The following is a 21654-nucleotide window of genomic DNA, read 5'->3' on the forward strand; positions in this document are numbered from 1 at the left end:
AACCTCAGGCGGCTGTCCGGGCGGACGTCGCCGCGGTGAGCAACCGGTCGAGGGCCTCGACGACGAGCTCCGGGTGCTCCTGGGTGAGCATGTGCCCGGTCCGCGGGACGATCTGCAGGCCGGCCTGGGGGAGTGCCTCGGCCAGCCGGCGGCTGTGCCGCTCGGGGGTGAGCTTGTCGCTCTCGCCGACCAGGATCTCGACAGGCACGTCGGAGAGCGCCATGAGCTCCTCGCGCTTGTCGTGCTCGCCCAGCGCCGGATAGAACGCGGCGAACGCCCGCACCGTCGAGGCGTGCATGATCTCGGCCCCGGCGACGACCATCTCGTCGGTCGCGTCCGCGCCGTACAGGAGTTCCCGGACCATCTTCTGGTGGCGCGGGTGCGTCGGCGGCAGCAGCTGCCGCAGGCGCTCGAGGGCCCGGGCGCCGCCGATGGCGACGGTGACCATGCCGGGCGCGAGCTTCAGCTGGAGCCGCTCGGCGAGGGTCTCACCGGCGGGTGCGAGGTCACCGGCCGACGTCGACACGAGCGCGACGCCGCGCACCCGGTCGCCGAACAGTTCCGGCCGGGCCGCCGCCAGGCACATGATCGTCATGCCGCCCATGGAGTGGCCGCCGAGGATCACCGGACCCGACGGCGCAAGCGCGTCGAGCAGGTGCCCGAGGTCCTGGCCCAGCTGGTCGATGCTCAGCTCGGCCACGTCGTCGGCGTAGCGGCCCCAGGTGGACCGCCCGTGGCCGCGCTGGTCGTAGCGGATCAGGCGCAGCTCGCCGGCGGCGATCCGCGGCCGGAGCTGCTCGGCGACGTCGTCCCACGCGGCCTGGGCCAGCGTCCACCCGTGGGCCAGGACGACGGTGGCCGCGGCGTCGTCCTGGCCGTCGATGGTGGCGTGCAGCTGCGCGCCGTCGGGTGTGCGGACGGCGGCGACGCGGCGGCAGACGGTCGGGGCGCTCACGCGGCCACCTCCGGGGTGCGGGCCGGCTGCGTGGCCGGCGTGCCGACGTAGTTCTCGCGGTCGAGCGTGCGGGTGAGTCTGCGGAACCGGAACGTGAAGTCGGGCCACAGCGTCGTGTTGTGGCCGTGCTTGTCGAGGTACCAGCTGGCGCAGCCGCCGGCCAGCCACACGGTGCCCTTCGACTTCTCCGCGATCAGCGAGCGCCAGGCCTCCTGGGCCTCGGGGGTGGTCTCCAGGACCTCCAGGTGCTCGGCGTCCATGGTCTGCAGCGCGTCGTCGACATAGGCGACCTGCGACTCGATCATGTAGACCATCGAGGTGTGGCCGACGCCCACGTTCGGGCCCACGAGCAGGAACAGATTGGGGAATCCGGCGACGGCGGCGCTCTTGTTGCTCACCATGCCCTCGGACCAGACGTCGGCGAGGGAGCGGCCGTCGCGGCCGCAGATCTTCTCGGCGATCGGCAGGTCGGTCACGTGGAAGCCGGTGGCCAGCACGATGGTGTCGGTCGGACGCTCGATGCCCTCGCGGTCGACGATCGAGTGCTCGCGCACCTCGGCGATCCCGGCGGTGACCAGCTCGGCGTTCGGGGCGGCGACGGCGGGGAAGTAGTCGTTGCTGATCAGGATGCGCTTGCAGCCGATGGTGTAGTCGGGGGTCAGCGCGGCCCGGAGCTTGGGGTCGCGAACCTGCTTGCGCAGGTGCCCCTGCGCGAGCTTCTGGACCGGCTTGAGGAACCGGCGGCGCTTGGCCATGCCGATGACGAGGAACTCGCGGAACAGGTACAGGAACGAGCGGACCGCCTTCTGCAGCCCCGGCACCACCCGGTAGAGCGCCCGCATCAGGGGCTTCACCGGGTGGTCGGTGCGCGGCACGACCCAGGCCGGGGTGCGCTGGTAGACGGTGACGGTGTCGACGAGCGGCTGGATGGCCGGAACGACCTGGATGGCCGACGCGCCGGTGCCGATGACGGCGACCTTCTCGCCGGTGAGGTCGTGCGCGTCGTCCCAGCGGGCCGAGTGCATCGTGGTGCCGGCGAATGAGTCCAGGCCGGGGATATCGGGGTACGTCGGGTCGGCGAGTGCGCCCGCTGCCGAGATCAGCACCTGGGCGAGGAAGGTGCCGGCCGTCGTCCGCACCTCCCAGCGCCGGGCCGTGTCGTGCCAGCGGGCCGAGGTGACGTCGGCACCGAAGACGCAGTGCTCGCGGACGCCGAACCTGTCCGCGGTCGCCTGCAGGTAGGCCTGGATCTCGGGCTGCTCGGAGTACGAGCGCGGCCAGTCGGGGTTCGGGGCGAAGGAGAACGAGTAGAGGTTGGACTGCACGTCGCAGGCGGCGCCGGGATAGGTGTTGTCCCGCCAGGTGCCGCCGACGTCGTCGGCCCGCTCGAGGACGACGAAGTCGTGCTCGCCCCGCCGCCGCAGCGCGATGGCCATGCCCAGCCCGGCGAAACCCGACCCGATGATCGCGACCCGTACCTCGCGGGCAGCCATGGGCGAGACGGGCGATGGGCTCTCGAGCGTACTGGTCACCGATCGGCTCCTTCGCGGATCTCGGCTTGCTGAGCAGTGCTCAACAAGCTACAACGGCTTCCGAGCAGCGCTCAATTCGAGCGCCCCACCCGCGAGGAGCACATCGATGGCGCGCAAGCGGACGTCCCTGGCCGGCAAGTCGGTGCTGATCACGGGCGCTGCCCGGGGCATCGGCGCCGAACTGGCCCGCAAGGCGGCCGGCCGGGGCGCCCGGGTGGCACTGGTCGGGCTGGAGCCCGAACGACTGGCCGCGCTGGCCGACGAGCTCGGCCCGGAGCACCTGTGGGTCGAGGCCGACGTCACCGACCCCGAGGCGCTCAAGACCGCCGTCCAGCGGACCGTCGACACGTTCGGCGGCCTCGACGTCGCCGTCGCCAACGCCGGCATCGCACCGCTCACCACGGTCTACACGGCCTCGGCGCACTCCCTGGCGCGGACCATCGAGGTCAATCTGATCGGGTCGATGCTCACCGCCCACGCCGCACTGCCTTCCGTGGCCGAGCGCAAGGGCCACATCCTGCTGATCAGCTCGGCCGCCGCCTTCACCGTGCTGCCCGGCATGAGCGCGTACTGCGCCGCGAAGGCCGGCCTCGAGCGGTTCGGCGACGCGCTGCGGCTCGAGGTGGCCCACCGTGGGGTGACGGTGGCCAGCGCCCACCCGACCTGGATCGACACCGACCTCGTGCGCGACACCGAGGAGGCGCTGCCCACCTTCAAGGCGACCCGCAAGCAGCTGCCCGGCCCACTCGGCGCGTTCACCTCCGTGGAGGAGTGCGCGCAGGCGCTGGTCGAGAACCTGGAGACCCGCAAGCGCCGGGTGTTCGTCCCGGGGTCGGTCGCGGTTGTCTCGGCGCTGCGGCAGATGGTCACCGGTGTCGTGGCCGAGAAGGTCGCGCTGCTCGTCTCGGCCAAGCGGGTGCCTCAGCTGGAGCGCGACATCAAGGCCCTCAACGGTCAGGAGTTCGGCAAGAACTCCATCGGCTCGCAGAAGAGGTCCAACCCCGCCGCCTAGGGGGACTTTCGGTACATGAGGTCTCTCAGCTGGTCCACTTGCCGGCGCGACCGAGGGCGTTCTGCCAGCGGTCATGACGGCCGTCGCCCCGTCGTCCGTCCTCGGGCTCGAACCGGCGGTCCAGCGCCCAGGTCTGCGCCAGCTCGTCCGTCGACCCCCACACGCCGGTACCGAGCCCGGCCAGGAACGCCGCCCCCAGCGCCGTCGTCTCGGTCACGACCGGACGGCGGACCGGGACGCCGAGCTGATCGGCCTGCAGCTGCATGAGCAGGTCGTTCGCGCTGGCCCCGCCGTCGGCCGACAGCTCCGGCACCTCGAGCCCGGCCTCGGACACCATGATGTCGACGACATCGCGGACCTCGAAGGCGATCGCCTCCAGCGTGGCGCGCGCGATGTGGGCGCGGGTGGTGCCGCGGGTGATGCCGACGATCGCGCCGCGGGCGTGCGGGTCCCAGTGCGGGGCCCCCATGCCGGTGAGCGCGGGCACGAAGACGACGTCGCCCGAGTCGGCCACCGTGCGGGCCAGCCCCTCGATCTCGGCGGCGGAGTCGATCATGCCCAGCCCGTCGCGCAGCCACTGCACCGCGGCGCCGGTCACGAAGATCGCGCCCTCGAGCGCGTAGACCAGGCCGTCGCCGATGTCCCAGGCGACCGTGGTCAGCAGGCCGGCGTCGGACCGCACGGGGGTGTCGCCGGTGTTGGTCAGCACGAACGAGCCGGTGCCGTAGGTGCACTTGCTGAGGCCGGGGGAGTAGCAGGCCTGCCCGAACAGCGCGGCCTGCTGGTCGCCGGCGATGCCGGCGATCGGCAGCTCGAGACCGAGGAACGCGTCGGGGTCGGTGGTGCCGACGACGCCGGACGACGGCACCACCTCGGGCAGCGCGGACGACGGCACGTCGAACAGGTCGCACAGCTCGTCGGACCACCCGCCCTTCCCGATGTCGTACAGCAGCGTGCGGCTGGCGTTGCTCGGGTCGGTGACGTGTGCGGCGCCCCCGGTGAGCCGGGCGATCACGTAGGAGTCGACGGTGCCGAGCGCCAGGGCGCCCTCCCGGACGCGCCGCCACAGCTGCGGTTCCTCTGCGGCCAGCCAGGCGAACTTGGTGCCGGTGAAGTACGGGTCGAGCCTGAGGCCGGTGAGTTCGCTGACCCGTTCTTCGTCGGACCGCAGCCGGTCGCAGATGCCGGTGGTGCGGCGGTCCTGCCAGACGATCGCCGGACGCGGCGAGTGCAGGGTGCGGCGGTCCCAGACGACGGCGGTCTCGCGCTGGTCGGTGATGCCGATGCAGGTGGGCTGCTGGTCGGTGTCGCTCAGGGCCTCGCGGCAGGCGGCGACGGTCGCCGTCCAGATGTCGTCGGGTTCGTGCTCCACCCACCCGGGGCGCGGGAACAGCTGCGCGAACTCGCGGTAGCCGCGGGACCGGACGTCGCCCTGCTCGCCCACGACCAGCGCGGTCACCCCGGTCGTTCCTGCGTCGATCGCCAGCACCGGCATGAGTTGCACGCTAGCTGTCGGAGGCTTCCCGGGCCCCGGCGCGCCTGCGCACGAACCAGGCGGTGGCCGTGAACACGACGACGACGGACGCCACGCCCGTGAGCACGCCGGCGATCGTGCTCCAGTCGGCGACGACGTCCCCGGTCTGGGCGCGCAGCATCCCGCCCAGGAGCAGGAGAGCGAGCACGAGCACGGGAACCAGTCGCCGCCGCGACATCCACTTCCGCTCCTCGACGTGCACCCCGAGGTTCCAGGAGTAGAGGATCGCGATCCAGCCGGCGATGCCGATCATCGCCAGCAGCGCGTAGACGTAGGGCAGCGCGTCGGCGCCGACGAACCACACCGCCGCCGTGGCGGCCACCAGGTTCAGCCACAGCAGGACCTGCAGGGCGACGGCCGAGGCCTCGTTCCACACGTCCCGCTGGCGTTCCTCCGCGAAGAACGGGTTGCTGAGGTCGCCGATGGCGGCGGCCGCCCGGACGAACCAGTTGTGCGAGCGGTGCGTGTCCATGGTGCTCACATGCCCTCCCGGGCGTCCGTGGCGATCGTCTCGCCAACTCCTCCGAACAGTTCCTCGACGGTGCTGTGCAGCCGGTCGGCGATCGCGAGCGCGAGGTAGACCGACGGCGCGTAGTCGCCGGCCTCGACCGCCACGATCGTCTGGCGGGTCACACCGGCGGCCGCCGCGAGCTCGGCCTGCGTGAGTTCGGCCAGCTGCCGCGCGCGTCGCACCCCGTTCGTGCGCCCGGTCGCCGACGTCCGTCCCATGGGATGAAAGTAAAGTCTACCGGACTTGATGTCAAGTAACCCTGACTCCGTACCGTGGCGCGGGTGCGGCGCTTCTTCTATGACACGGAGTTCATCGAGGACGGCACCACCATCGACCTCGTCTCCATCGGGGTCGTGGACGAGGCGGGGCGCGAGTTCTACGCGGTGAGCACCCAGTTCGACCCGGACAAGGCGATCCCGTGGGTGCGTCGCAACGTGCTCGACCAGCTGCCGTCACCGGCGGACAAGGCGTGGCGCAGCAGGGAGCGGATCCGGGAGGACCTGCTGGCGTTCCTCACCGGCCCGGGCGAGGAGATCGAGCTCTGGGCGTGGTTCGGCGCCTACGACCACGTCGCCCTGTGTCAGCTGTGGGGCTCGATGCCGGCGCTGCCGCGACCGATCCCGCGGTTCACCCGCGAGCTGCGCCAGCGCTGGGACGACCTGGGCCGGCCCCCGCTGCCGCCGAAGCCGGCGGGCACGCACGACGCCCTCGTCGACGCCCGGTACAACCTCGAGCGCTGGAACGCGATGGAGGCCGCGCGCGCTTAGCGCAGGTGCGCCCAGTCCTCGGGGTGCGCACGCAGGTGCTCGGCCACGGTGCGGGCCGGATGTCCGGTCACCAACGGGACGACGTCGGTGACGGTCGCCAGCTCGCCGGCCGCGATCGCGAGATAGCTGGTCACCCAGCCCTCGATCTCCCAGTCGGGGTGCCCGGACGGACGGCGGGTGGCCCAGGCCTCCTCGACGGTCTGGTCCCGGTAGGTCACCGGTCGGCCGGTGACCTCGGTGAGCACGTCGGCCGCCTCGGTCATCGAGAGCGCTTGCGGCCCGGTGACCTCGAGCGCCTGCCCGTCGAGCTCGGCGTCCTGCCGCAGGAGGACGGCGACCGCGACGTCGGCCAGATCGTCGCGTGAGACGAAGCTCGTGCGGCCGGAACCCGCCGGCGCCGCGATCACGGCCTGCCCGTCCTCCACCGACGCGAAGAACGGGACGAAGTCGGCGTACATCGAGTGCCGCAGAAAGGTGGCACGGACGCCGCTGGCACGGATCCGCTGCTCGGTCGCGTAGTGCTGCCGGACGAGCGTGAAGACCGCGTCGGGGGAGGCGTTGAGGAAGGACGTGTACACGATCCGATGGACGCCGGCGGCCACCGCGGCGTCGACCGCGGCAAAGTGCTGCTGGAGCCGGTTCTCGTGCTCGGCGGCCGAGACGAGGTAGACGGTGTCGGCGCCGCGCAGCGCCGCCTCCAGTCCGGCGGGGTCGTCGAAGCCGCCCGGGTTGACCACGACCTCGGCCCCCGGCACGTCCGGCGCCCGGTCCGCGTTCCGGACGACGAGCCGGAGCGGGACACCGCCGTGGGCCGCCAGCCGCTCGACCACGCGGCGCCCGAGGGCTCCTGTGGCGCCTGTGACGGCGATCACGACCGGTCTGCCTGCGGGCGGACACGCTGCGGCATCATGACGCCGAGCAACGTCGTCCGTCCTCGACTCCTTCCCGGAGGAACACATGCGCATCGGCATCCTGACCGGCGGCGGCGACTGCCCGGGCCTCAACGCCGTCATCCGGGCCGTCGTCCGCAAGGGGATCGGCGAGTTCGACGACGAGATCGTCGGATTCCGCGACGGCTGGCGCGGGGTGCTCGAGGCCGACACGGTGAACCTGGACCTGCACGCCGTCCGCGGAATCCTGCCCCGCGGCGGCACCGTGCTCGGCACGTCGCGCACCAACCCCTACGGCGTCGAGGGCGGCGCCGACCGCGCCCTCACCAACCTCGAGCGGCTCGGCATCGAGGCGCTGATCCCGATCGGCGGAGAGGACACCCTCGGCGTCGCGACCAAGCTCGCCGAGGCCGGCGTCCGCGTCGTCGGGGTCCCGAAGACGATCGACAACGACCTGGACTCCACCGACTACACGTTCGGCTTCGACACCGCCGTGGGCGTCGCGATGGAGGCCATCGACCGGCTGCACACGACCGGCGACAGCCACCACCGCACGCTCGTCGTCGAGGTCATGGGGCGGCATGCGGGCTGGATCGCCCTGCACGCGGGCATGGCCGGCGGGGCGAACGTCATCCTCATCCCGGAGAAGCCGTTCGACGTCGACGCGGTGGTCGCGCACTGCCAGCACCGGTTCGACTCCGGGTACTCGCCGATCATCGTCGTCTCCGAGGGCGCGGCGCCGAAGAACGGTGACCTGTCGCTGTCGACGGGGGAGAAGGACGCCTTCGGGCACGTGCGGCTCGGCGGGATCGGCGCGGCGCTCGCCTCCCTCATCGAGGAGCGCACCGGCCGGGAGGCGCGGGCCGTCGTCCTCGGGCACATCCAGCGCGGCGGGACGCCGTCCCCGTTCGACCGGGTGCTCGCCACCCGGTTCGGGCTCGCGGCGGTCGACGCCGTCCACGACGGGCAGTCGGGCGTGATGGTGGCGCTGCGCGGCACCGACATCGTCCGGGTGCCGTTGAGCGCGGCCACCGCGCAGCTGAAGCTGGTGCCTGCGGAGCGGTACGCCGAGGCCGAGGTCTTCTTCGGCTGATGGTCCCGCCCTGGTGACCGGGGCGAGCGTGCGAGTGCCGGGGGACGGCGGGGTCCTCCCACGTACCCTGGAGGGCGTGCCTCTCCCCGAACCTGCCGAGCTGATCCCCGGTCTCGACCGGTGGAAGGATCTCCCCGCAGCCCAGCAGCCGCGCTGGCCCGACCGCGGCGCGCTCGACGCCGTCCTGGGCACGCTGTCGACCGTGCCGCCGATCGTCGCGCCCGCCGAGATCGACACGCTGCGCGCGCAGCTCGCCGACGTCGCCCAGGGCAAGGCCTTCCTGCTCCAGGGCGGCGACTGCGCCGAGACGTTCGACCTCAACACCGACGCGCACCTGCAGAGCACCACCCGCACGCTGCTGCAGATGGCCGTCGTCCTCACCTACGGCGCGAGCGTGCCCGTGGTGAAGGTGGGCCGGATCGCCGGGCAGTACGCCAAGCCCCGCTCGTCCGACCTCGACGCACTGGGCCTGCCGTCCTACCGCGGCGACATGGTCAACGACCTCGAGCCGGTGCTGGAGAAGCGCATCCCCGACCCGTACCGCCTGGTGCGGGCCTACGCGAACTCCGCCGCGGCGATGAACATGATCCGCGCCTACGCGCGCGGTGGACTCGCCGACCTGCACGCGGTGCACGACTGGAACAAGGACTTCGTCGCCACCTCGCCGGCCGGCGTCCGTTACGAGGTCATCGCCCGCGAGATCGACCGGGCGCTGGCCTTCATGAAGGCCTGCGGCATCGACTCCGAGGCGATGCGGGGTGTCGAGCTCTACAACTCCCACGAGTCGCTCATCCTCGACTACGAGCGGGCGCTGCTGCGGGTGCACGGCGGCAAGGCCTACGCCTCCTCCGCGCACTTCCTCTGGGTGGGGGAGCGCACCCGGCAGATGGACGGCGCGCACATCGAGTTCGCCTCGAAGCTCGCCAACCCGATCGGGGTCAAGATCGGCCCGACGACGACGCCGGAGCAGGCCACCGAGCTCGTCGAGCGGCTCGACCCCGACGGACTGCCGGGCAAGCTCACGCTGATCAGCCGGATGGGCAACGGCAAGATCCGCGACGTCCTGCCGGCCGTCGTGGAGAAGGTCACCGCCAGCGGGCACCAGGTCGTGTGGCAGTGCGACCCGATGCACGGCAACACCCACGAGTCGTCCACCGGCTACAAGACCCGGCACTTCGACCGCGTCGTCGACGAGGTGCTCGGCTTCTTCGACGTGCACCGGGCACTGGGCACCTGGCCGGGAGGCATCCACGTCGAGCTCACCGGTGAGGACGTCACCGAGTGCCTCGGCGGGGCGATGGAGATCAGCGACGAGGACCTCAACAGCCGGTACGAGACCGCCTGCGACCCTCGTCTGAACACCGGGCAGTCCCTGGAGCTGGCCTTCCTCGTGGCGGAGATGCTGCGGGGATGACGACCCCTGCTGACCTGATCGACCTCCGCTCCGACACCGTCACGAAGCCCACGCCCGGCATGCGCCGGGCCATGGCGGACGCCGAGGTCGGCGACGACGTCTACGGCGAGGACCCCCAGGTCAACGCCCTCGAGGAACGGGTCGCCGGCCTATTCGGCCACGAGGCGGCGCTCTTCGTCCCCTCCGGGACGATGGGCAACCAGATCGGGATGCGCCTGGTCTGCGAGCCGGGCCAGGAGGTGCTCTGCGACGCCGACGCGCACGTGGTCACCTACGAGATGGGTGCGGCGGCCGCGATCTTCGGCATCTCCACGCGCACGGTGGTCTCGGCCGGTGGCCGGCTCGACGCCGACCAGCTCATCGCCCAGGTGCGGCCGAAGACCGACTGGCATCTCACCGCCACGGCCGCCATCGCGGTGGAGAACTCGCACAACCGGGGCGGCGGGCTCGTGCAGCCGCTCGACCAGCTCCAGCAGTTGTGGAACTGGTCGCGCGGGGCGGACGTCGCCGTCCACCTCGACGGCGCCCGCATCTGGAACGCGCACGTCGCGTCCGGCGTCCCGCTGACCATCTACGGGGGCCTGGCCGACACCGCGTCGGTCTGCTTCTCCAAGGGGCTGGGCGCGCCGGTCGGGTCCGTGCTCGTCTCCTCCGCCGAACGCATCGCGACGGCGCGGCTGTGGCGCAAGCGGCTCGGTGGCGGGATGCGCCAGGTCGGCGTCCTCGCCGCGGCGTGCCACCACGCGCTGGACCACCACCTGCCGCGGCTGGGGGAGGACCACGAGCACGCGCAGTTGCTGGCCAAGCGGCTGGGCGTCGACCCGTCGTCCGTCGAGACCAACATGGTGGTGCTGGACGACGTCGCTGCCCCCGTGATCGCCGAGGCGGCGAAGGCGCAGGGCGTGCTGGTGTCGCAGGTCAGCCCGCGGCGGATCCGGCTGGTGCTGCACCTCGATGTGGACGAAGCCGCGGTCGATCGTGCTGCCGACGTGCTCGCCGGCCTGCTCGGCCGCTGAGCGCCGTGCGCTGATGCGCAGTTCTACGCGGTAGAACTGCACATTCGCGCACACCGCTGCGGCTTTCCACAGGGCGTCCCGGGCGAGGCCGGCTGCTTGCCAGGCTGAGGACGTGGCCCTCGACCCTGCACACCTGATCGGCGGGGCGGGCTGGGCGACGGTGCCCGAGCTGCTGCCCAGGGTCAGCCGCAGCACGCTGCGCACCTGGGTGGCCGACGGGAAGCTGGTGCGGCTGCGACCCGGGGTCCTGGCGCTGCCGGCCGCCGCGCAGGACTGGCGGATCCGGGTGGCGGCCGCCGTCCATGGACGCGAAGCGGTTGCCAGTCATGCCACCGCCCTGGCGCTGTGGGAGTTGATGCCGCACCCTACGGGTCCGGTCCACGTCACCGTCGACCCGCGAAGAAGCGCCCGGGGCTCGGCCGGAGTGGTCGTGCACCGCGCGCGCGGCGCCTACGCAGAACGGCGGCGGGTCGACGGGCTCCCGGTCAGCTCTCCGGAACGCGCGGTGGTGGATGCGTGGGGGCTTTCGGGGTCACGGGAAGCCGCCGCGATCAGAGCCGCCGCCATCACGGGCGTGCGCCGCCGGATCTGCTCACCACGCGAACTGCGGTACGAGCTGACGAGGTGCGTGGCGCTACGCGGTCGCGGCGAGTTGTCGCGGCTCGTGGACCTGCTTGCCGACGGCTGCCAGAGCGAGCTGGAGATCTGGGGCTGCCTGAACGTCCTGCGGGCCCCGGGGATGCCGGCCTTCGTGCAGCAGCGGCGGCTGCGCATCGGCACGGAGACCTTCGTGTTGGACGCCGCGTGCGAGGAGTCGATGCTGGCCGTCGAGATGGACGGGGCGGCCTGGCACGGATCGCGTGCCCAGCGGGAGGCAGACATCCGGCGGGACGCACTGGTGGCGACAGCGGGCTGGCAGACCCTTCGCTTCAGCTTCACCCGGATGACGCGTTCGGCCGACGCCTGCCGGCGGGAGATCCGTGCCGTCCACGATGCTCGGGTGCGGTTGCTTCGCGGAGGCGGGGTGCGCTGATGCGCAGTTCCCGGTCGGAGAACTGCGCATCAGCGCACACTGCGGCGCCGACGAGGGGCGATCCCTAGCTGCTGAACAGCAGGTTGTTGTTCGCCGTCTTGTAGCGGTTGCTGGTGCGGACGACGCCCTTGGTGGTCGCCGTCTTGATCGCGGTGCTCACCGTGGCGGGCGTCGCGGCCGGGTTGCCCTGCAGGTACAGCGCCGCCACGCCGGTCACGTGAGGGGTCGCCATCGACGTGCCGCTGATCGTGTTCGTGGCGGTGGTGCTCGTGTGCCAGTCACTGGTGATGCTCAGGCCCGGGGCGAACAGGTCGACGCAGCTGCCGTAGTTGCTCCACGAGGTCGCCGTGTCCTTGCTGTCGGCGGCCGCGACGGTCAGGGCGGCGGGGACGCGTGCGGGGGAGGACTTGCACGCGTCCTGCGGCGTGCCGGCCGCGTTGCCGTTGCCCGCGGCGATCGAGTAGGTCACGCCGTCGGCGATCGAGCGGTTCACCGCGTCGTCCAGGGCGGTGCTGGCCCCGCCGCCGAGGCTCATGTTGGCCACCGCCGGCTGGCCGGGCAGGTGGGTCGAGGTCACCCAGTCGATGCCCGCGATGACGCCGGAGGTGCTCCCGCTGCCGCTGCAGTCGAGAACACGCACCGCGACCAGGGAGACCTCCTTCGCCACGCCGTAGGTCGTCCCGCCCACGGTGCCCGAGACGTGCGTGCCGTGGCCGTTGCAGTCGTCGGCGGTGTCGCCGTCGACGGCGTCGTAGCCGCTGGTCGCCCGGCCTCCGAAGTCGGTGTGGTCGAACTCGATGCCGGTGTCGATGATGTACGCGGTCACCCCGGCGCCGGTCGCGGTGTAGTTGTACGAGCCGTTGAGCGGCAGCGCCTTCTGGTCGATCCGGTCGAGGCCCCAGGTGGCCTGGTTCTCGGTCGAGTCGAGGTGGACCGGCTGGTCCTTCTCGACGGCGACCACGCCGGGAAGGGTGCTCAGCCGGGTGGCCAGGGCCTCGGGCAGCCGGACGGCGAAGCCGTTCAGCGCCGCGGTGTACACGTGCTCGGTCCGGGCCCCGAACTGGTGCTCGGCCCGGGCGGCCACCTGTGCCGGCACGCTGCCGGGGGCGAGCGTGACGATGTAGGAACCGAGGGCCGGACCGGTGGGGGGAGCGGCGGAGGCGGTGCCGGCGGTGGCACTGACGCCGGTGAGCGTAAGGGCGGCGAGGGCGGCAGCGGTGAAGGGACGACGGAGAGACACGAGGAGGCGCTCCTGGATCGGCGAGACCGGTCCCGCCCGCTTGTTGGAGCGCCCCCGGCTCGCGTAGCAAAGAGTGAACTCGAGATCACGTCAAGTAACTTGGCCGCGCTGCCCGGGAAAGGCTGCGGCGGTCCGGCGGCTCAGGCCGCTGCGCGGACCGGCAGGAGCGAGTTGAGCAGGGCGATGTCGCGCGCGTGACCGGCGGACGGCGACCCGTCCAGCTCGCTCGGGGTCTCGACGACCATGGGGACGCCGGCCATCGACGGGTGGGCCAGCAGCTCCGCGAACGGCGCCACACCGATGGAGCCCTCGCCGATGGTCGTGTGCCGGTCGCGCTTGGAGCCGCACTCGTCGAGCGAGTCGTTGGCGTGCACCAGACCCAGCCGGCCCGGACCCACGGCGACGGCCAGCGCGTCCAGCGTCGCCGTCATCCCGCCCGGCACGGCGAGGTCATGTCCCGCGGCCCACGCGTGGCAGGTGTCGAAGCAGACGCCGAGCAGCGGGTGGTTCTCGAGGGCGGCGAAGTAGGGGGCGAGGTCCTCGACCGTGGCGGCCAACGCCTTCCCGCCGCCGGCGGTCGGCTCGATCAGCAGCCGGGGGCCGTCGTCGTCGAGACCGTCGAGCACGGGCAGCAGCCGATCGTGCAGCTGCCGCAGCGCCGCCTCGTACCGGTCCTCGCCGACCGCGGACCCCGCGTGCACCACCACACCGGCGCACCCGAGCTGCGCGCCGCGCCGCAGGTTGTGGGCGATGGAGGCGATCGACTGGTCCACCGTGGCCTCGGTCGGAGAGCCCACGTTCACCAGGAACGGCGTGTGGATGAAGGACGGCACCCCGCGGTCGAGGCAGCCGGCCGTGAACAGGGCGTCCTGGGCGGGGTCGCCGTCGGTCAGCTTCCAGCCCCGCGGATTGCCCACGAACACCTGCACGGCACCGGCGGCGACGGCGTCGGTGTAGGCCAGCCCCCCGCGAGCGAGGCCGCCCTTGATCTGGATGTGCGCGCCGATCGGCGCTGGGGATTTTCCGACCTGCACGGCTACGGCGTCACCAGGATCTTGACCGTGCTGCCCTGCTCCACGGCCTGGCCGCCCTTCGGTTCCTGCTGCCGCACCTTGTTGCCGAGGAAGCGCGTCGCGTCGGCCTTGAGTCCGGCGGCCTGCAGAGCGGCCACCGCGTCCTCCTGCTTCATGCCGGTCACGTCCGGCACCGCCACCAGCGGCAGGCCGGCCGACACGGTGATCGTCACGGTGCTGCCGTAACCCACCGGGCCGTCGCCCGGCGCGGGCGAGACGGCCATGACCTTGCCCGCGGGCACCGCCGCGCTGCGCCCGTCCTCGCCCTTCTTGACGACGAAGCCGAGCGCCTTGAGGTTCGCGGTCGCCTGCTCGGGGCTCTGGCCCGTCACGTCGGGGACGGCCACCGGCGAGTGCCCCTTGCTGACGACGACCGTGACCACCTGATCACGCTTGAGCTCCGTGCCGGCCGCCGGGTCGAAGCCGACGACCGACCCCTGGGGAACCTTGTCGTCGAAGGACTCCGTGGTCGTGAACTGGATCTGCGGCAGGTCGGCCTGCAGTTGCGGCTCCACGTCGGCCCAAGCCTTGCCCACCAGGGCCGTGTCGACCCGGAAGCGCTCCGGGCCCTTGGAGACCACGAGCCGGACGTCCGTGCCGCGGATGGCGTCCCCGGCCTTCGGGTCGGTCGACATGACCGAGCCCGCCGGGAACTCCTCGCTCCACTGCTCGTCGCAGCAGTCCGCGTCCAGGCCGGCCGCCTGCAGCAGACCGATCGCCGCACCCTGCTGCTTGCCGATCAGCTCGGGCACCGAGGTCCAGCGACCCGAGCCGAGCCACCAGCCGATGGCGCCGATCGTGACGGCCATCAGCAGGATGATGGCGATCGCGAAGCGCGCGCGCCGACGTCGGATGTGCGGCGGCACCCCGGGACGGGCGCGCTCGACCGCCGGACGACGACCGTTGACGTTCGTCGTCGGCCCGGCGCCCATGCCCGGCAGCACGCCGGTGCGGCCGTGCCGGTCGATCGAGCGCCCCAGGACCTCGGTCATCGGGTCGCTGGGGTGCCGAGGGCGGGTCGGGCGATTGGTGGGCCGCAGCGTGCCGGGGCCGGCGGTGCTGCGGCCCGTCGGCACGGGGACCGGCTCGATCCCGAGGTCCTTGCGCACCGCGTTCATCTCGGCGAGGAAGGCGCCGGCGTCCAGGGGGCGGCCGCCCGGGTCGCGGCGCGTCGTCCGGCCGACCAGCTCGTCGACGGACCACGGCAGACCCGGGACCTCGGCCGACGGCGGCGGGACGTCGTGGTGGACGTGCTGGTAGGCCACCGCGAGCGGCGTGTCGCCACCGAACGGCGGATGACCGGTGAGCATCTCGTAGAGCACGATGCCGGCGGCGTAGATGTCGCTGCGGGCGTCGGCGCGGCCGCGCTCGAGCTGCTCGGGGGAGAGATAGGCGACCGTGCCGATCAGCACGCCGCCGGTCTGGCTGGTCTGCCCGGTGCCGACGACGGCCCGCGCCAGCCCGAAGTCGGCGACCTTGACCACGCCGTCGGTGCCGATGAGCACGTTCTCGGGCTTGATGTCGCGGTGCACGATGCCGGCGCGGTGTGCCGCGGTCAGGCCGGACAGCACCGGCTCCAGGACGGCGAAGGCCTCCGCGACGGTCAGCCGGCCGCGCGCGGTGAGCAGGTCGCGCAGGGTGCGGCCGCGGACGAGCTCCATGACGAGGAAGACCAGGCCCTGGTCGCTGCCCTGGTCGCTCACGCCGACCACGTTGGGGTGGCTGAGCATCGCCGCGGCGCGGGCCTCGCGGGTGAACCGGTCGACGAACGTCGGGTCGTGCGCCAGGTGCTCGGCCATGACCTTCACCGCGACCGTCTTGTGCAGGCGCAGATCCGTGGCGGCGTACACCGTGGACATGCCCCCGCGCGCCAGCCGCTCCTCGAGGCGGTAGCGCCCTTCGAGGACCAGACCCACCACGGGGTCGGTCACGGCGGTGTCCACCCGGCCGAGTGTAGGAGCGAGTTCCCCGGCTGTGGCCCCACCACGCGGTGCAGGGGGCGGCCGTGACCGGTGGTACGCGTGGTCCGGTGCAGGTCGGTCCGCCGGCAGCTCACCGGGCGGGGGTCACCGTGTCCCGTGGCACGGAGCCGACGTCGGACACGCCGCACAGGGCCATCGTGTGCGCCAGCTGGGCCGAGAGGCCGGCGAGCACCCGCGACACGCCGTCGGCCCCGCCGGTCGCGAGCCCCCACACGGTCGGGCGGCCGACGAAGACCGCCGTCGCGCCGAGCGCGAGCGCCGTGAGTACGTCCGACCCCGAACGGATCCCGCCGTCGGCGTAGACCTCGGCGTCGTCACCGACCGCGTCGACGATCTCGGGGAGCGCGGCGGCGCTGGAGACGACCGGGTCGGCCTGCCGGCCGCCGTGCGTCGAGACCCACACCGCGGCGGCGCCGGCCTGGACGCAGCGGACGGCGTCGTCGCCGCGGAGGACCCCCTTGACCACGACCGGCAGGCCGGAGATCTCGGCGAACCGCCCGATGTCGTCGAACGTCCACGGCGGGCACTCGGCGGCGAGGCTGTCGGCGGGCGCGGCGTTGCCCGGCGGCAGGTCGGTGGGCATGGCGGCACGGTTCGCCACGTCGCGGAGACGGCGTCCGATCACCGGCAGGTCGACCGTCAGCACCAGCGCCCGATAGCCGGCCTGCCCGGCGCGCCGGGCGAGGTCGTCGGTGTGGGCGGGGGAGTGCCGGGCGTAGAGCTGGAACCACTTCGGGGCCGCAGGCTCGGTGGCCGCGACGTCGGCCAGGGGTGCGCGGGCCTACGTCGACACCGTCATCAGCGCACCCGCGGCCGCCGCGCCCCGGGCGCAGCCACGCTCGCCGTCGGGGTGCGCCATCGACTGGTACGCCCACGGCGCGACGCCGATCGGCGTCCGCACCTCGCTGCCGAGCAGGGACGTCGTGAGCCGGGCGGTCGCCCGCCCCCGGAGCACGCGCGGCCGCAGCCGCCAGGACCGCCAGGCGGCGGAGGCCTCGTTCAGGGTGATCTCGCTCTCCGCACCACCGGCGTAGTAGTCGGCGACGGCGGTCGGCAGGATCGCGCGGGCCTCCTCCTCGAGCGCGTCGAGGTCGAGCAGAGCCGCGTCGTCGAGCAGCTGCGGTGCCGACCCCGGTGCGCCGGGGAGACCCAGTCGCTGACCGGGCACCGTGAGGGGATCGTCCGAGAGGGCCATAGGCTGGCACTCTATGGACACGCTCACTCCCACGGAGATCGCCCAGCTCCTCGGCACGTCGCCCAACCGGGTCCGCCAGCTGCTGCGCGACCGCAAGTTGATGGCCGTGCCCGGCAGCGGCAACGGCAAGATCCCCGCCGACTTCGTCCAGGACGGCGAGATTCTCAAGCACCTGCCCGGGCTGCTCACCGTCCTCAAGGACGGCGGCTTCTCCGACGAGGAGGCCTTCGAGTGGCTGTTCCGCGCCGACGACTCGTTGCCGGGCACGCCGGTGCAGGCGCTGCGCGACGACCGGCACACCGAGGTCACCCGGCGGGCCCAGGCCCTGGCGCTCTAGCCGGCCGGCGATGGGGCACCTGACCTACCTCGGCCTGCTCGCGGGGTGCCTCGTCGTCACCGCGCCGCTGGAGCTGGTGCTCCGGGTGCGCGTCTACGCCCGCTGGCGTCGGCTGCTGGTGGCGGTGCTGCCCGAGTTCGTCGTCTTCGTGGCCTGGGTCCTGTACGCGATCGCGCAGGGCCACTGGCACTACAGCGCCGCACTCACCACCGGCGTCCGGCTGCCCGGCGGCATCCCGCTGGAGGAGGTGCTGTTCTTCCTCGTCGTCCCGCTGTGCGCGGTACTGGCGTTCGAGGCGGTCCGCAAGGTGACCGGCTGGACGGCGGGGGACGAGCCGTGAGCTACAGCGCGCTGGCGGTTCTCGCCGTCGTCGCCGTCCTCGTGGTCGACCTGGCCGTCCTGCGCACCCGGTTGGTCACCCGGCGGGTGTTCTGGGCGACCTACGCGATCGTTCTCGTGTTCCAGCTGCTCATGAACGGCGTCCTCACCGGGCTGGACGTCGTCACCTACGACCCGGGCACGATCTGGGGGCCCCGGATCGCCTACGCGCCCGTCGAGGACCTGCTCTTCGGCTTCGCGATGGTCACCCTCACCCTGGCCAGCTGGGCCGCGGTCAACCGGCGGGCGAACACGGCCAGACGTCGTGGCTTCGACACCGACACCCGGCGGTCGAGCACCCGGTAGTCGGCCCGCTCGATCTCGCGCAGGATCCCGCCGTAGAGCGCCGTCGCCGCGCGCACGCAGTCGCGGGACTCCGGCGCCAGCAGCGCGGTGCCGGGGGCCGCGTCGTCGTACCGGCGGCGGACGACGGCGACCATCTCCCGCATCAGGGCCGCGAACGCCCCGTCGTGCCGCTTGGCGGCCAGCTGCTCGCGGGTCACCCCGTGCGCGGCCATGAGGTCGCGCGGGAGGTACACCCGGCCGCGGTCGATGTCCTCGCCGACGTCGCGCAGGAAGTTGGTCAGCTGGAAGGCCTCGCCCAGGGCGATGGCGTACGGCTCGGCCTCCGCCCGGGCCACTCCGGGCGCGGTCCCCAGCACCGGCAGCACCTGCAGGCCGATGACCGCGGCCGAACCCCACATGTAGCGGTCGAGCGCATCGAGGTTCGCGTAGCCGGTGACCTCGAGGTCGCTGGTCATCGCGGCGAGGAAGTCGACCAGGTGCTCGACCGGGATCGCGTAGCGGCGGAACGTGTCGACCAGCGCCAGCCGGACCGGGTCGTCGGACCAGCCGTCCCGCAGGTCGGCCAGCACCGCCGCCGACCAGGCGGCGAGGTCGCCGGCCGGGTCCGCCCCGGGCAGGTCGACGAGGTCGTCGGCGGTGCGGGCGGCCGCGTACAGGGCGTGCACGGCCGGACGGCGGTCGGCGGTGAGCAGCCGGGTCGCCAGGTGGTAGCTGCGGCCGTGCTCGGCCGCGATCGCCGCGCAGTGCGCGTAGGCGGCCGCGAGCCGCGCCCGGTCGGCGACGGCGGTCATCCGGTGATCCGCTCGGCGGCCAGGCGGCCGCTGATCAGCACCATGGGCACCCCGACGCCCGGCTGCACCGACGAGCCGGCGAGGACGACGTTCTCGGGGCCGCCGCGGGGGAGGGTGGCCGGGCGGAACGGACCGGTCTGGCCGAAGGTGTGGGCGAGGGCGAACGGCGTGCCGGCGGCCATGCCCTGGGCCGCCCAGTCGTGCGGGGTGGCCATCTCCTCGACCTCGATCGCGCCGGTCAACCCGGTCCAGCCGCGGGCCTCGAGGGTCGCGAGCAGTTCGTCGCGGTAGCGCGGTCCGATCCGCGCCCAGTCGACGGTGGGGTTGCCGCCGCTGCGCCGGTCCAGGTTGGGGGTGGGCGCGACGACGCTGAGCACCTGCCCCCCGTCGGGGGCGAGGCTGCGGTCGGTGTGCGACGGCATGCTCACCAGCAGGCTGGGGTCGGTCATGATCCGTCCGTCGCGGGTGAGTTCGTCGAACACGCCCCGCCACGAGTGCCCGAAGCTGATCGTGTGGTGCGCCTGCCCCGGCAGCTCGTGCCGGACGCCGAGGTGCAGGGCGACGCAGGACGGTGAGTGGACCGGCCGGCGCGGGCCGCGCAGCCCCGGGACGAGGAGCCACGGCGCGTCGGCGGTCACCACGACCGCGTCGGCCGGCAGCCGCTCGCCGTCGACCAGGCGGACGGCGTCCACCCGGCCCCCGCAGGTCTCCAGCTCCGCGACCTCGGCGTCGTACCGGAACCCGATCCCCGCGTCGGAGGCGGCATCGGCCAGGGCACGCGGCACCGCGGAGATGCCGCCGACCGGGTGCCACACCCCCGCGCCGATGTCGAGCTGGGCGATGACGGCGTACGCGGCGACCGCGCGGAACGGGGACACCCCGGCGTAGAGCGCCTGGAAGCTGAACAGCCGGCGCAACCGCTCGTCGTCGAAGTACCGCTCCACGTACCCGGACAGCCGGCCGAAGCCGCCACGCCGGGCCAGTGCCACCAGTTCGGGGCCGAGCAGGTCGAGCGGGGAGTCGAGGTTGCGGTCGATGAAGGTGGCCAGCTGGAGCCGGTACAGGTCGGCGAGGTCGGTGAGGTAGCGGCGGAGCGCGGCGGCCTCGGCGGGCCCGCACAACGCGGCGACCTCGGTCGCGAACGCGTCGCGGTCGGCGTGCACGTCGAGGTGGGAGCCATCGGCGAACTGCGCCCGGTAGGTGGTCTCCAGCGGCAGGAGCGTCAGCCGCTCCTCGGGCTTCTCGCCGACGGCAGCCAGCGTGTCGGCCAGGATCTCGGGTGCGGTGAACACCGAGGGGCCGGTGTCGAGCACGTACCCGGCGCGCGCCACGCGTCCGGCGCGACCACCGGGCCCCGGCCCGCGCTCGACCATGGTGACCTCGCGGCCGGCACCGCGCAGCCGCAGCGCCGCGGCCAGCCCGGCCAGCCCGGCACCGACGACGACGACGCGGTCCGTGCGCCCGGGAACCGTGCGCACGGTCAGGCGGTGCGGGAGGTGGCGGCGACCGCGAGGGCGTCCAGGGCGGCGCGCGCGTCGTCGGTCAGCGGTGCGGCCGCGATCGCCGCGCGGGCCGACGCGGTCTGCTCCGCGATGCGGGCCTCCACGCGGTCGCGGGCGCCGGTGGTCTCCAGCAGCCGGCGCAGGGCGTCGAACTCCTCCGGCCCGGCGTCGGCGTTGCCGAGCAGGTCGCGCAGCAGCGCGCGGCCGGCGTCGTCGGCGCCCTCCTCGGCGAGGGCGACGAGCAGTGTCTGCTTGCCCTCGCGCAGGTCGTCGTCCGCGGACTTGCCGGTGACGGCCGGGTCGCCGAACACGCCGAGGACGTCGTCGCGCAGCTGGAACGCCTCGCCGAGCGGCAGCCCGATCGCCGTGCAGGCCTGACTCACCTCGGGCCCCGCGCCGGCGATCGCCGCACCCAGCTGCAGCGGACGCTGCACCGTGTAGCCGGCGCTCTTGTAGCGGGCGACGGTCAGCGCGCCCTGGGGGCCCGGCAGCCCGCCCGCGGCGCGGAGCAGGTCGAGGTACTGGCCGGCCGTGACCTCGGTGCGCATCTCGTCCCAGACCGCGCGGGCCCGGGTCAGTGCCTCCGGCGAGAGCCCCGAGCGGCCGAGCAGGTCGTCGGACCAGACCAGGGCGAGGTCGCCGACCAGGATCGCTGCGCCGGTGCCGAACGTGTCGCCGTCCCCCCGGAGTTCGGCGCCGCCGTGCCGGGTCGCGAACCCGATGTGGGTGGCGGGGCGGCCGCGCCGGGTGCGCGCCCCGTCCATCACGTCGTCGTGGACCAGCGCGCTGGCGTGCACGAACTCCAGCGCCGCCACCGCCCGCAGCACCGCCGCCTCGTCCTCACCGGATCCGCCGGACGCGCCCTGCCACCCCCAGTAGGCGAACGCCGGACGCAGCCGCTTGCCGCCCTCGGCCAGCGCGCGGACCTCGTCCGCGACCGGGACCAGGGCCGGGTCCATCGCGGCGAGCACCTCGCGCTGCCCGTCGAGGAAGTTCCCCAGCGCCGCGGAGACGGCGGCGCGGAGCCGGTCGAGCCCGGCCGCGGCGGGAAGCTGGTCGCGCTGCTGGGTCCCTGCGGTCACCGACCCAGTAT

At 73.2% G+C, this 21654-nt stretch carries 20 protein-coding genes and 2 pseudogenes; 9 read left to right on the forward strand and 13 right to left on the reverse strand.

Annotation, left to right across the window (positions count from 1 at the left end):
• Positions 1-4: 4 nt before the first annotated feature.
• Both AC2H4J_RS16420 and AC2H4J_RS16425 read right to left on the reverse strand, forming a co-directional pair.
• On the reverse strand, positions 5-955 hold the full coding sequence (locus tag AC2H4J_RS16420) for an alpha/beta fold hydrolase (protein WP_487465953.1): 951 nt from the start codon (positions 953-955) through the stop codon (positions 5-7).
• On the reverse strand, positions 952-2487 hold the full coding sequence (locus AC2H4J_RS16425; protein WP_487465954.1) for a flavin-containing monooxygenase: 1536 nt from the start codon (positions 2485-2487) through the stop codon (positions 952-954). The genes AC2H4J_RS16420 and AC2H4J_RS16425 overlap by 4 nt, the downstream gene beginning before the upstream one ends.
• 106 nt (positions 2488-2593) lie before the next feature.
• Between AC2H4J_RS16425 and AC2H4J_RS16430 the strand changes: the two genes are divergently transcribed.
• Positions 2594-3499, forward strand: coding sequence for an SDR family oxidoreductase (locus tag AC2H4J_RS16430; protein ID WP_487465955.1), 906 nt, complete (start codon positions 2594-2596; stop codon positions 3497-3499).
• A gap of 25 nt (positions 3500-3524) precedes the next feature.
• On the opposite strand, the gene glpK is transcribed toward AC2H4J_RS16430, so the two are convergent.
• Genes glpK through AC2H4J_RS16445 form a run of 3 tightly spaced genes read right to left on the reverse strand, consistent with a single transcriptional unit; the run spans position 3525 to position 5762 of the window.
• Positions 3525-4994, reverse strand: a complete 1470-nt coding sequence (gene glpK / locus AC2H4J_RS16435) for a glycerol kinase GlpK (RefSeq protein ID WP_487465956.1) — start codon at positions 4992-4994, stop codon at positions 3525-3527.
• Between the two features lie 10 nt (positions 4995-5004).
• Positions 5005-5514 carry a hypothetical protein gene (locus tag AC2H4J_RS16440; RefSeq protein WP_487465957.1) on the reverse strand — a complete coding sequence of 170 codons (510 nt, stop codon included), beginning with the start codon at positions 5512-5514 and terminating at the stop codon, positions 5005-5007.
• A complete protein-coding gene (locus AC2H4J_RS16445; RefSeq protein ID WP_487465958.1) occupies positions 5511-5762 on the reverse strand; it encodes a helix-turn-helix transcriptional regulator in 252 nt (83 codons plus the stop codon). The genes AC2H4J_RS16440 and AC2H4J_RS16445 overlap by 4 nt, the downstream gene beginning before the upstream one ends.
• A gap of 63 nt (positions 5763-5825) precedes the next feature.
• Here AC2H4J_RS16445 and AC2H4J_RS16450 point away from each other — a divergent pair, with 63 nt between their 5' ends.
• A complete protein-coding gene (locus AC2H4J_RS16450) occupies positions 5826-6311 on the forward strand; it encodes a polyadenylate-specific 3'-exoribonuclease AS (RefSeq protein ID WP_487465959.1) in 486 nt (161 codons plus the stop codon).
• Here the strand turns inward: AC2H4J_RS16450 and AC2H4J_RS16455 are convergent.
• Entirely contained in the window at positions 6308-7183 is an 876-nt protein-coding gene (locus AC2H4J_RS16455) for an SDR family oxidoreductase (RefSeq protein ID WP_487465960.1), read from the reverse strand. The two genes, AC2H4J_RS16450 and AC2H4J_RS16455, sit on opposite strands and share 4 nt — an antisense overlap.
• An 85-nt stretch (positions 7184-7268) precedes the next feature.
• Here AC2H4J_RS16455 and AC2H4J_RS16460 point away from each other — a divergent pair, with 85 nt between their 5' ends.
• From AC2H4J_RS16460 to AC2H4J_RS16475, 4 genes are all read left to right on the forward strand, one after another.
• Positions 7269-8294, forward strand: a complete 1026-nt coding sequence (locus tag AC2H4J_RS16460; protein ID WP_487465961.1) for a 6-phosphofructokinase — start codon at positions 7269-7271, stop codon at positions 8292-8294.
• Positions 8295-8370: 76 nt separating this feature from the next.
• A complete protein-coding gene (locus tag AC2H4J_RS16465; RefSeq protein ID WP_487465962.1) occupies positions 8371-9708 on the forward strand; it encodes a class II 3-deoxy-7-phosphoheptulonate synthase in 1338 nt (445 codons plus the stop codon).
• Entirely contained in the window at positions 9705-10724 is a 1020-nt protein-coding gene (locus AC2H4J_RS16470) for a threonine aldolase family protein (RefSeq protein WP_487465963.1), read from the forward strand. Before AC2H4J_RS16465 ends, AC2H4J_RS16470 begins: the two co-directional genes overlap by 4 nt.
• A 112-nt stretch (positions 10725-10836) precedes the next feature.
• Positions 10837-11757: a DUF559 domain-containing protein gene (locus tag AC2H4J_RS16475; protein ID WP_487465964.1), complete on the forward strand. Its 921-nt coding sequence runs from the start codon at positions 10837-10839 to the stop codon at positions 11755-11757.
• A 64-nt stretch (positions 11758-11821) separates the two neighbouring features.
• Here the strand turns inward: AC2H4J_RS16475 and AC2H4J_RS16480 are convergent, their stop codons facing one another.
• The 4 genes and pseudogenes from AC2H4J_RS16480 to AC2H4J_RS16495 form a co-directional block, all read right to left on the reverse strand.
• The gene (locus AC2H4J_RS16480; protein WP_487465965.1) at positions 11822-12997 is read right to left on the reverse strand and encodes a S8 family peptidase; all 1176 of its coding nucleotides are present in this window, start codon (positions 12995-12997) and stop codon (positions 11822-11824) included.
• Positions 12998-13137: 140 nt separating this feature from the next.
• Positions 13138-14031 (reverse strand): deoxyribonuclease IV, encoded by an 894-nt coding sequence (locus AC2H4J_RS16485; RefSeq protein ID WP_487465966.1) that lies wholly within the window; start codon positions 14029-14031, stop codon positions 13138-13140.
• A gap of 2 nt (positions 14032-14033) precedes the next feature.
• The gene (gene pknB / locus AC2H4J_RS16490) at positions 14034-16013 is read right to left on the reverse strand and encodes a Stk1 family PASTA domain-containing Ser/Thr kinase (protein WP_487465967.1); all 1980 of its coding nucleotides are present in this window, start codon (positions 16011-16013) and stop codon (positions 14034-14036) included.
• A gap of 109 nt (positions 16014-16122) precedes the next feature.
• Positions 16123-17247: pseudogene (locus tag AC2H4J_RS16495) on the reverse strand (alpha-hydroxy acid oxidase).
• Positions 17248-17260: 13 nt separating this feature from the next.
• On the opposite strand from AC2H4J_RS16495, the gene AC2H4J_RS16500 reads away from it, so the two are divergent.
• The 3 genes and pseudogenes from AC2H4J_RS16500 to AC2H4J_RS16510 form a co-directional block, all read left to right on the forward strand.
• On the forward strand, positions 17261-17584 hold the full coding sequence (locus AC2H4J_RS16500) for an Rv2175c family DNA-binding protein (protein WP_487465968.1): 324 nt from the start codon (positions 17261-17263) through the stop codon (positions 17582-17584).
• 10 nt (positions 17585-17594) lie between these two features.
• The gene (locus tag AC2H4J_RS16505; RefSeq protein WP_487465969.1) at positions 17595-17924 is read left to right on the forward strand and encodes a lycopene cyclase domain-containing protein; all 330 of its coding nucleotides are present in this window, start codon (positions 17595-17597) and stop codon (positions 17922-17924) included.
• A gap of 41 nt (positions 17925-17965) precedes the next feature.
• A pseudogene (locus tag AC2H4J_RS16510) lies at positions 17966-18130 on the forward strand (lycopene cyclase domain-containing protein); the annotation flags it as partial.
• On the opposite strand, the gene AC2H4J_RS16515 reads toward AC2H4J_RS16510, so the two are convergent.
• Genes AC2H4J_RS16515 through AC2H4J_RS16525 form a run of 3 tightly spaced genes read right to left on the reverse strand, consistent with a single transcriptional unit; the run spans position 18127 to position 21643 of the window.
• Positions 18127-19059, reverse strand: coding sequence for a phytoene/squalene synthase family protein (locus AC2H4J_RS16515; protein WP_487465970.1), 933 nt, complete (start codon positions 19057-19059; stop codon positions 18127-18129). The pseudogene AC2H4J_RS16510 and the gene AC2H4J_RS16515 overlap by 4 nt on opposite strands.
• Positions 19056-20537, reverse strand: a complete 1482-nt coding sequence (crtI, locus tag AC2H4J_RS16520; protein ID WP_487465971.1) for a phytoene desaturase family protein — start codon at positions 20535-20537, stop codon at positions 19056-19058. Before crtI ends, AC2H4J_RS16515 begins: the two co-directional genes overlap by 4 nt.
• 2 nt (positions 20538-20539) lie before the next feature.
• Positions 20540-21643 carry a polyprenyl synthetase family protein gene (locus tag AC2H4J_RS16525; RefSeq protein WP_487465972.1) on the reverse strand — a complete coding sequence of 368 codons (1104 nt, stop codon included), beginning with the start codon at positions 21641-21643 and terminating at the stop codon, positions 20540-20542.
• Between the last annotated feature and the right edge of the window lie 11 nt (positions 21644-21654).

Source organism: Blastococcus sp. OS1-29, from assembly GCF_057628075.1.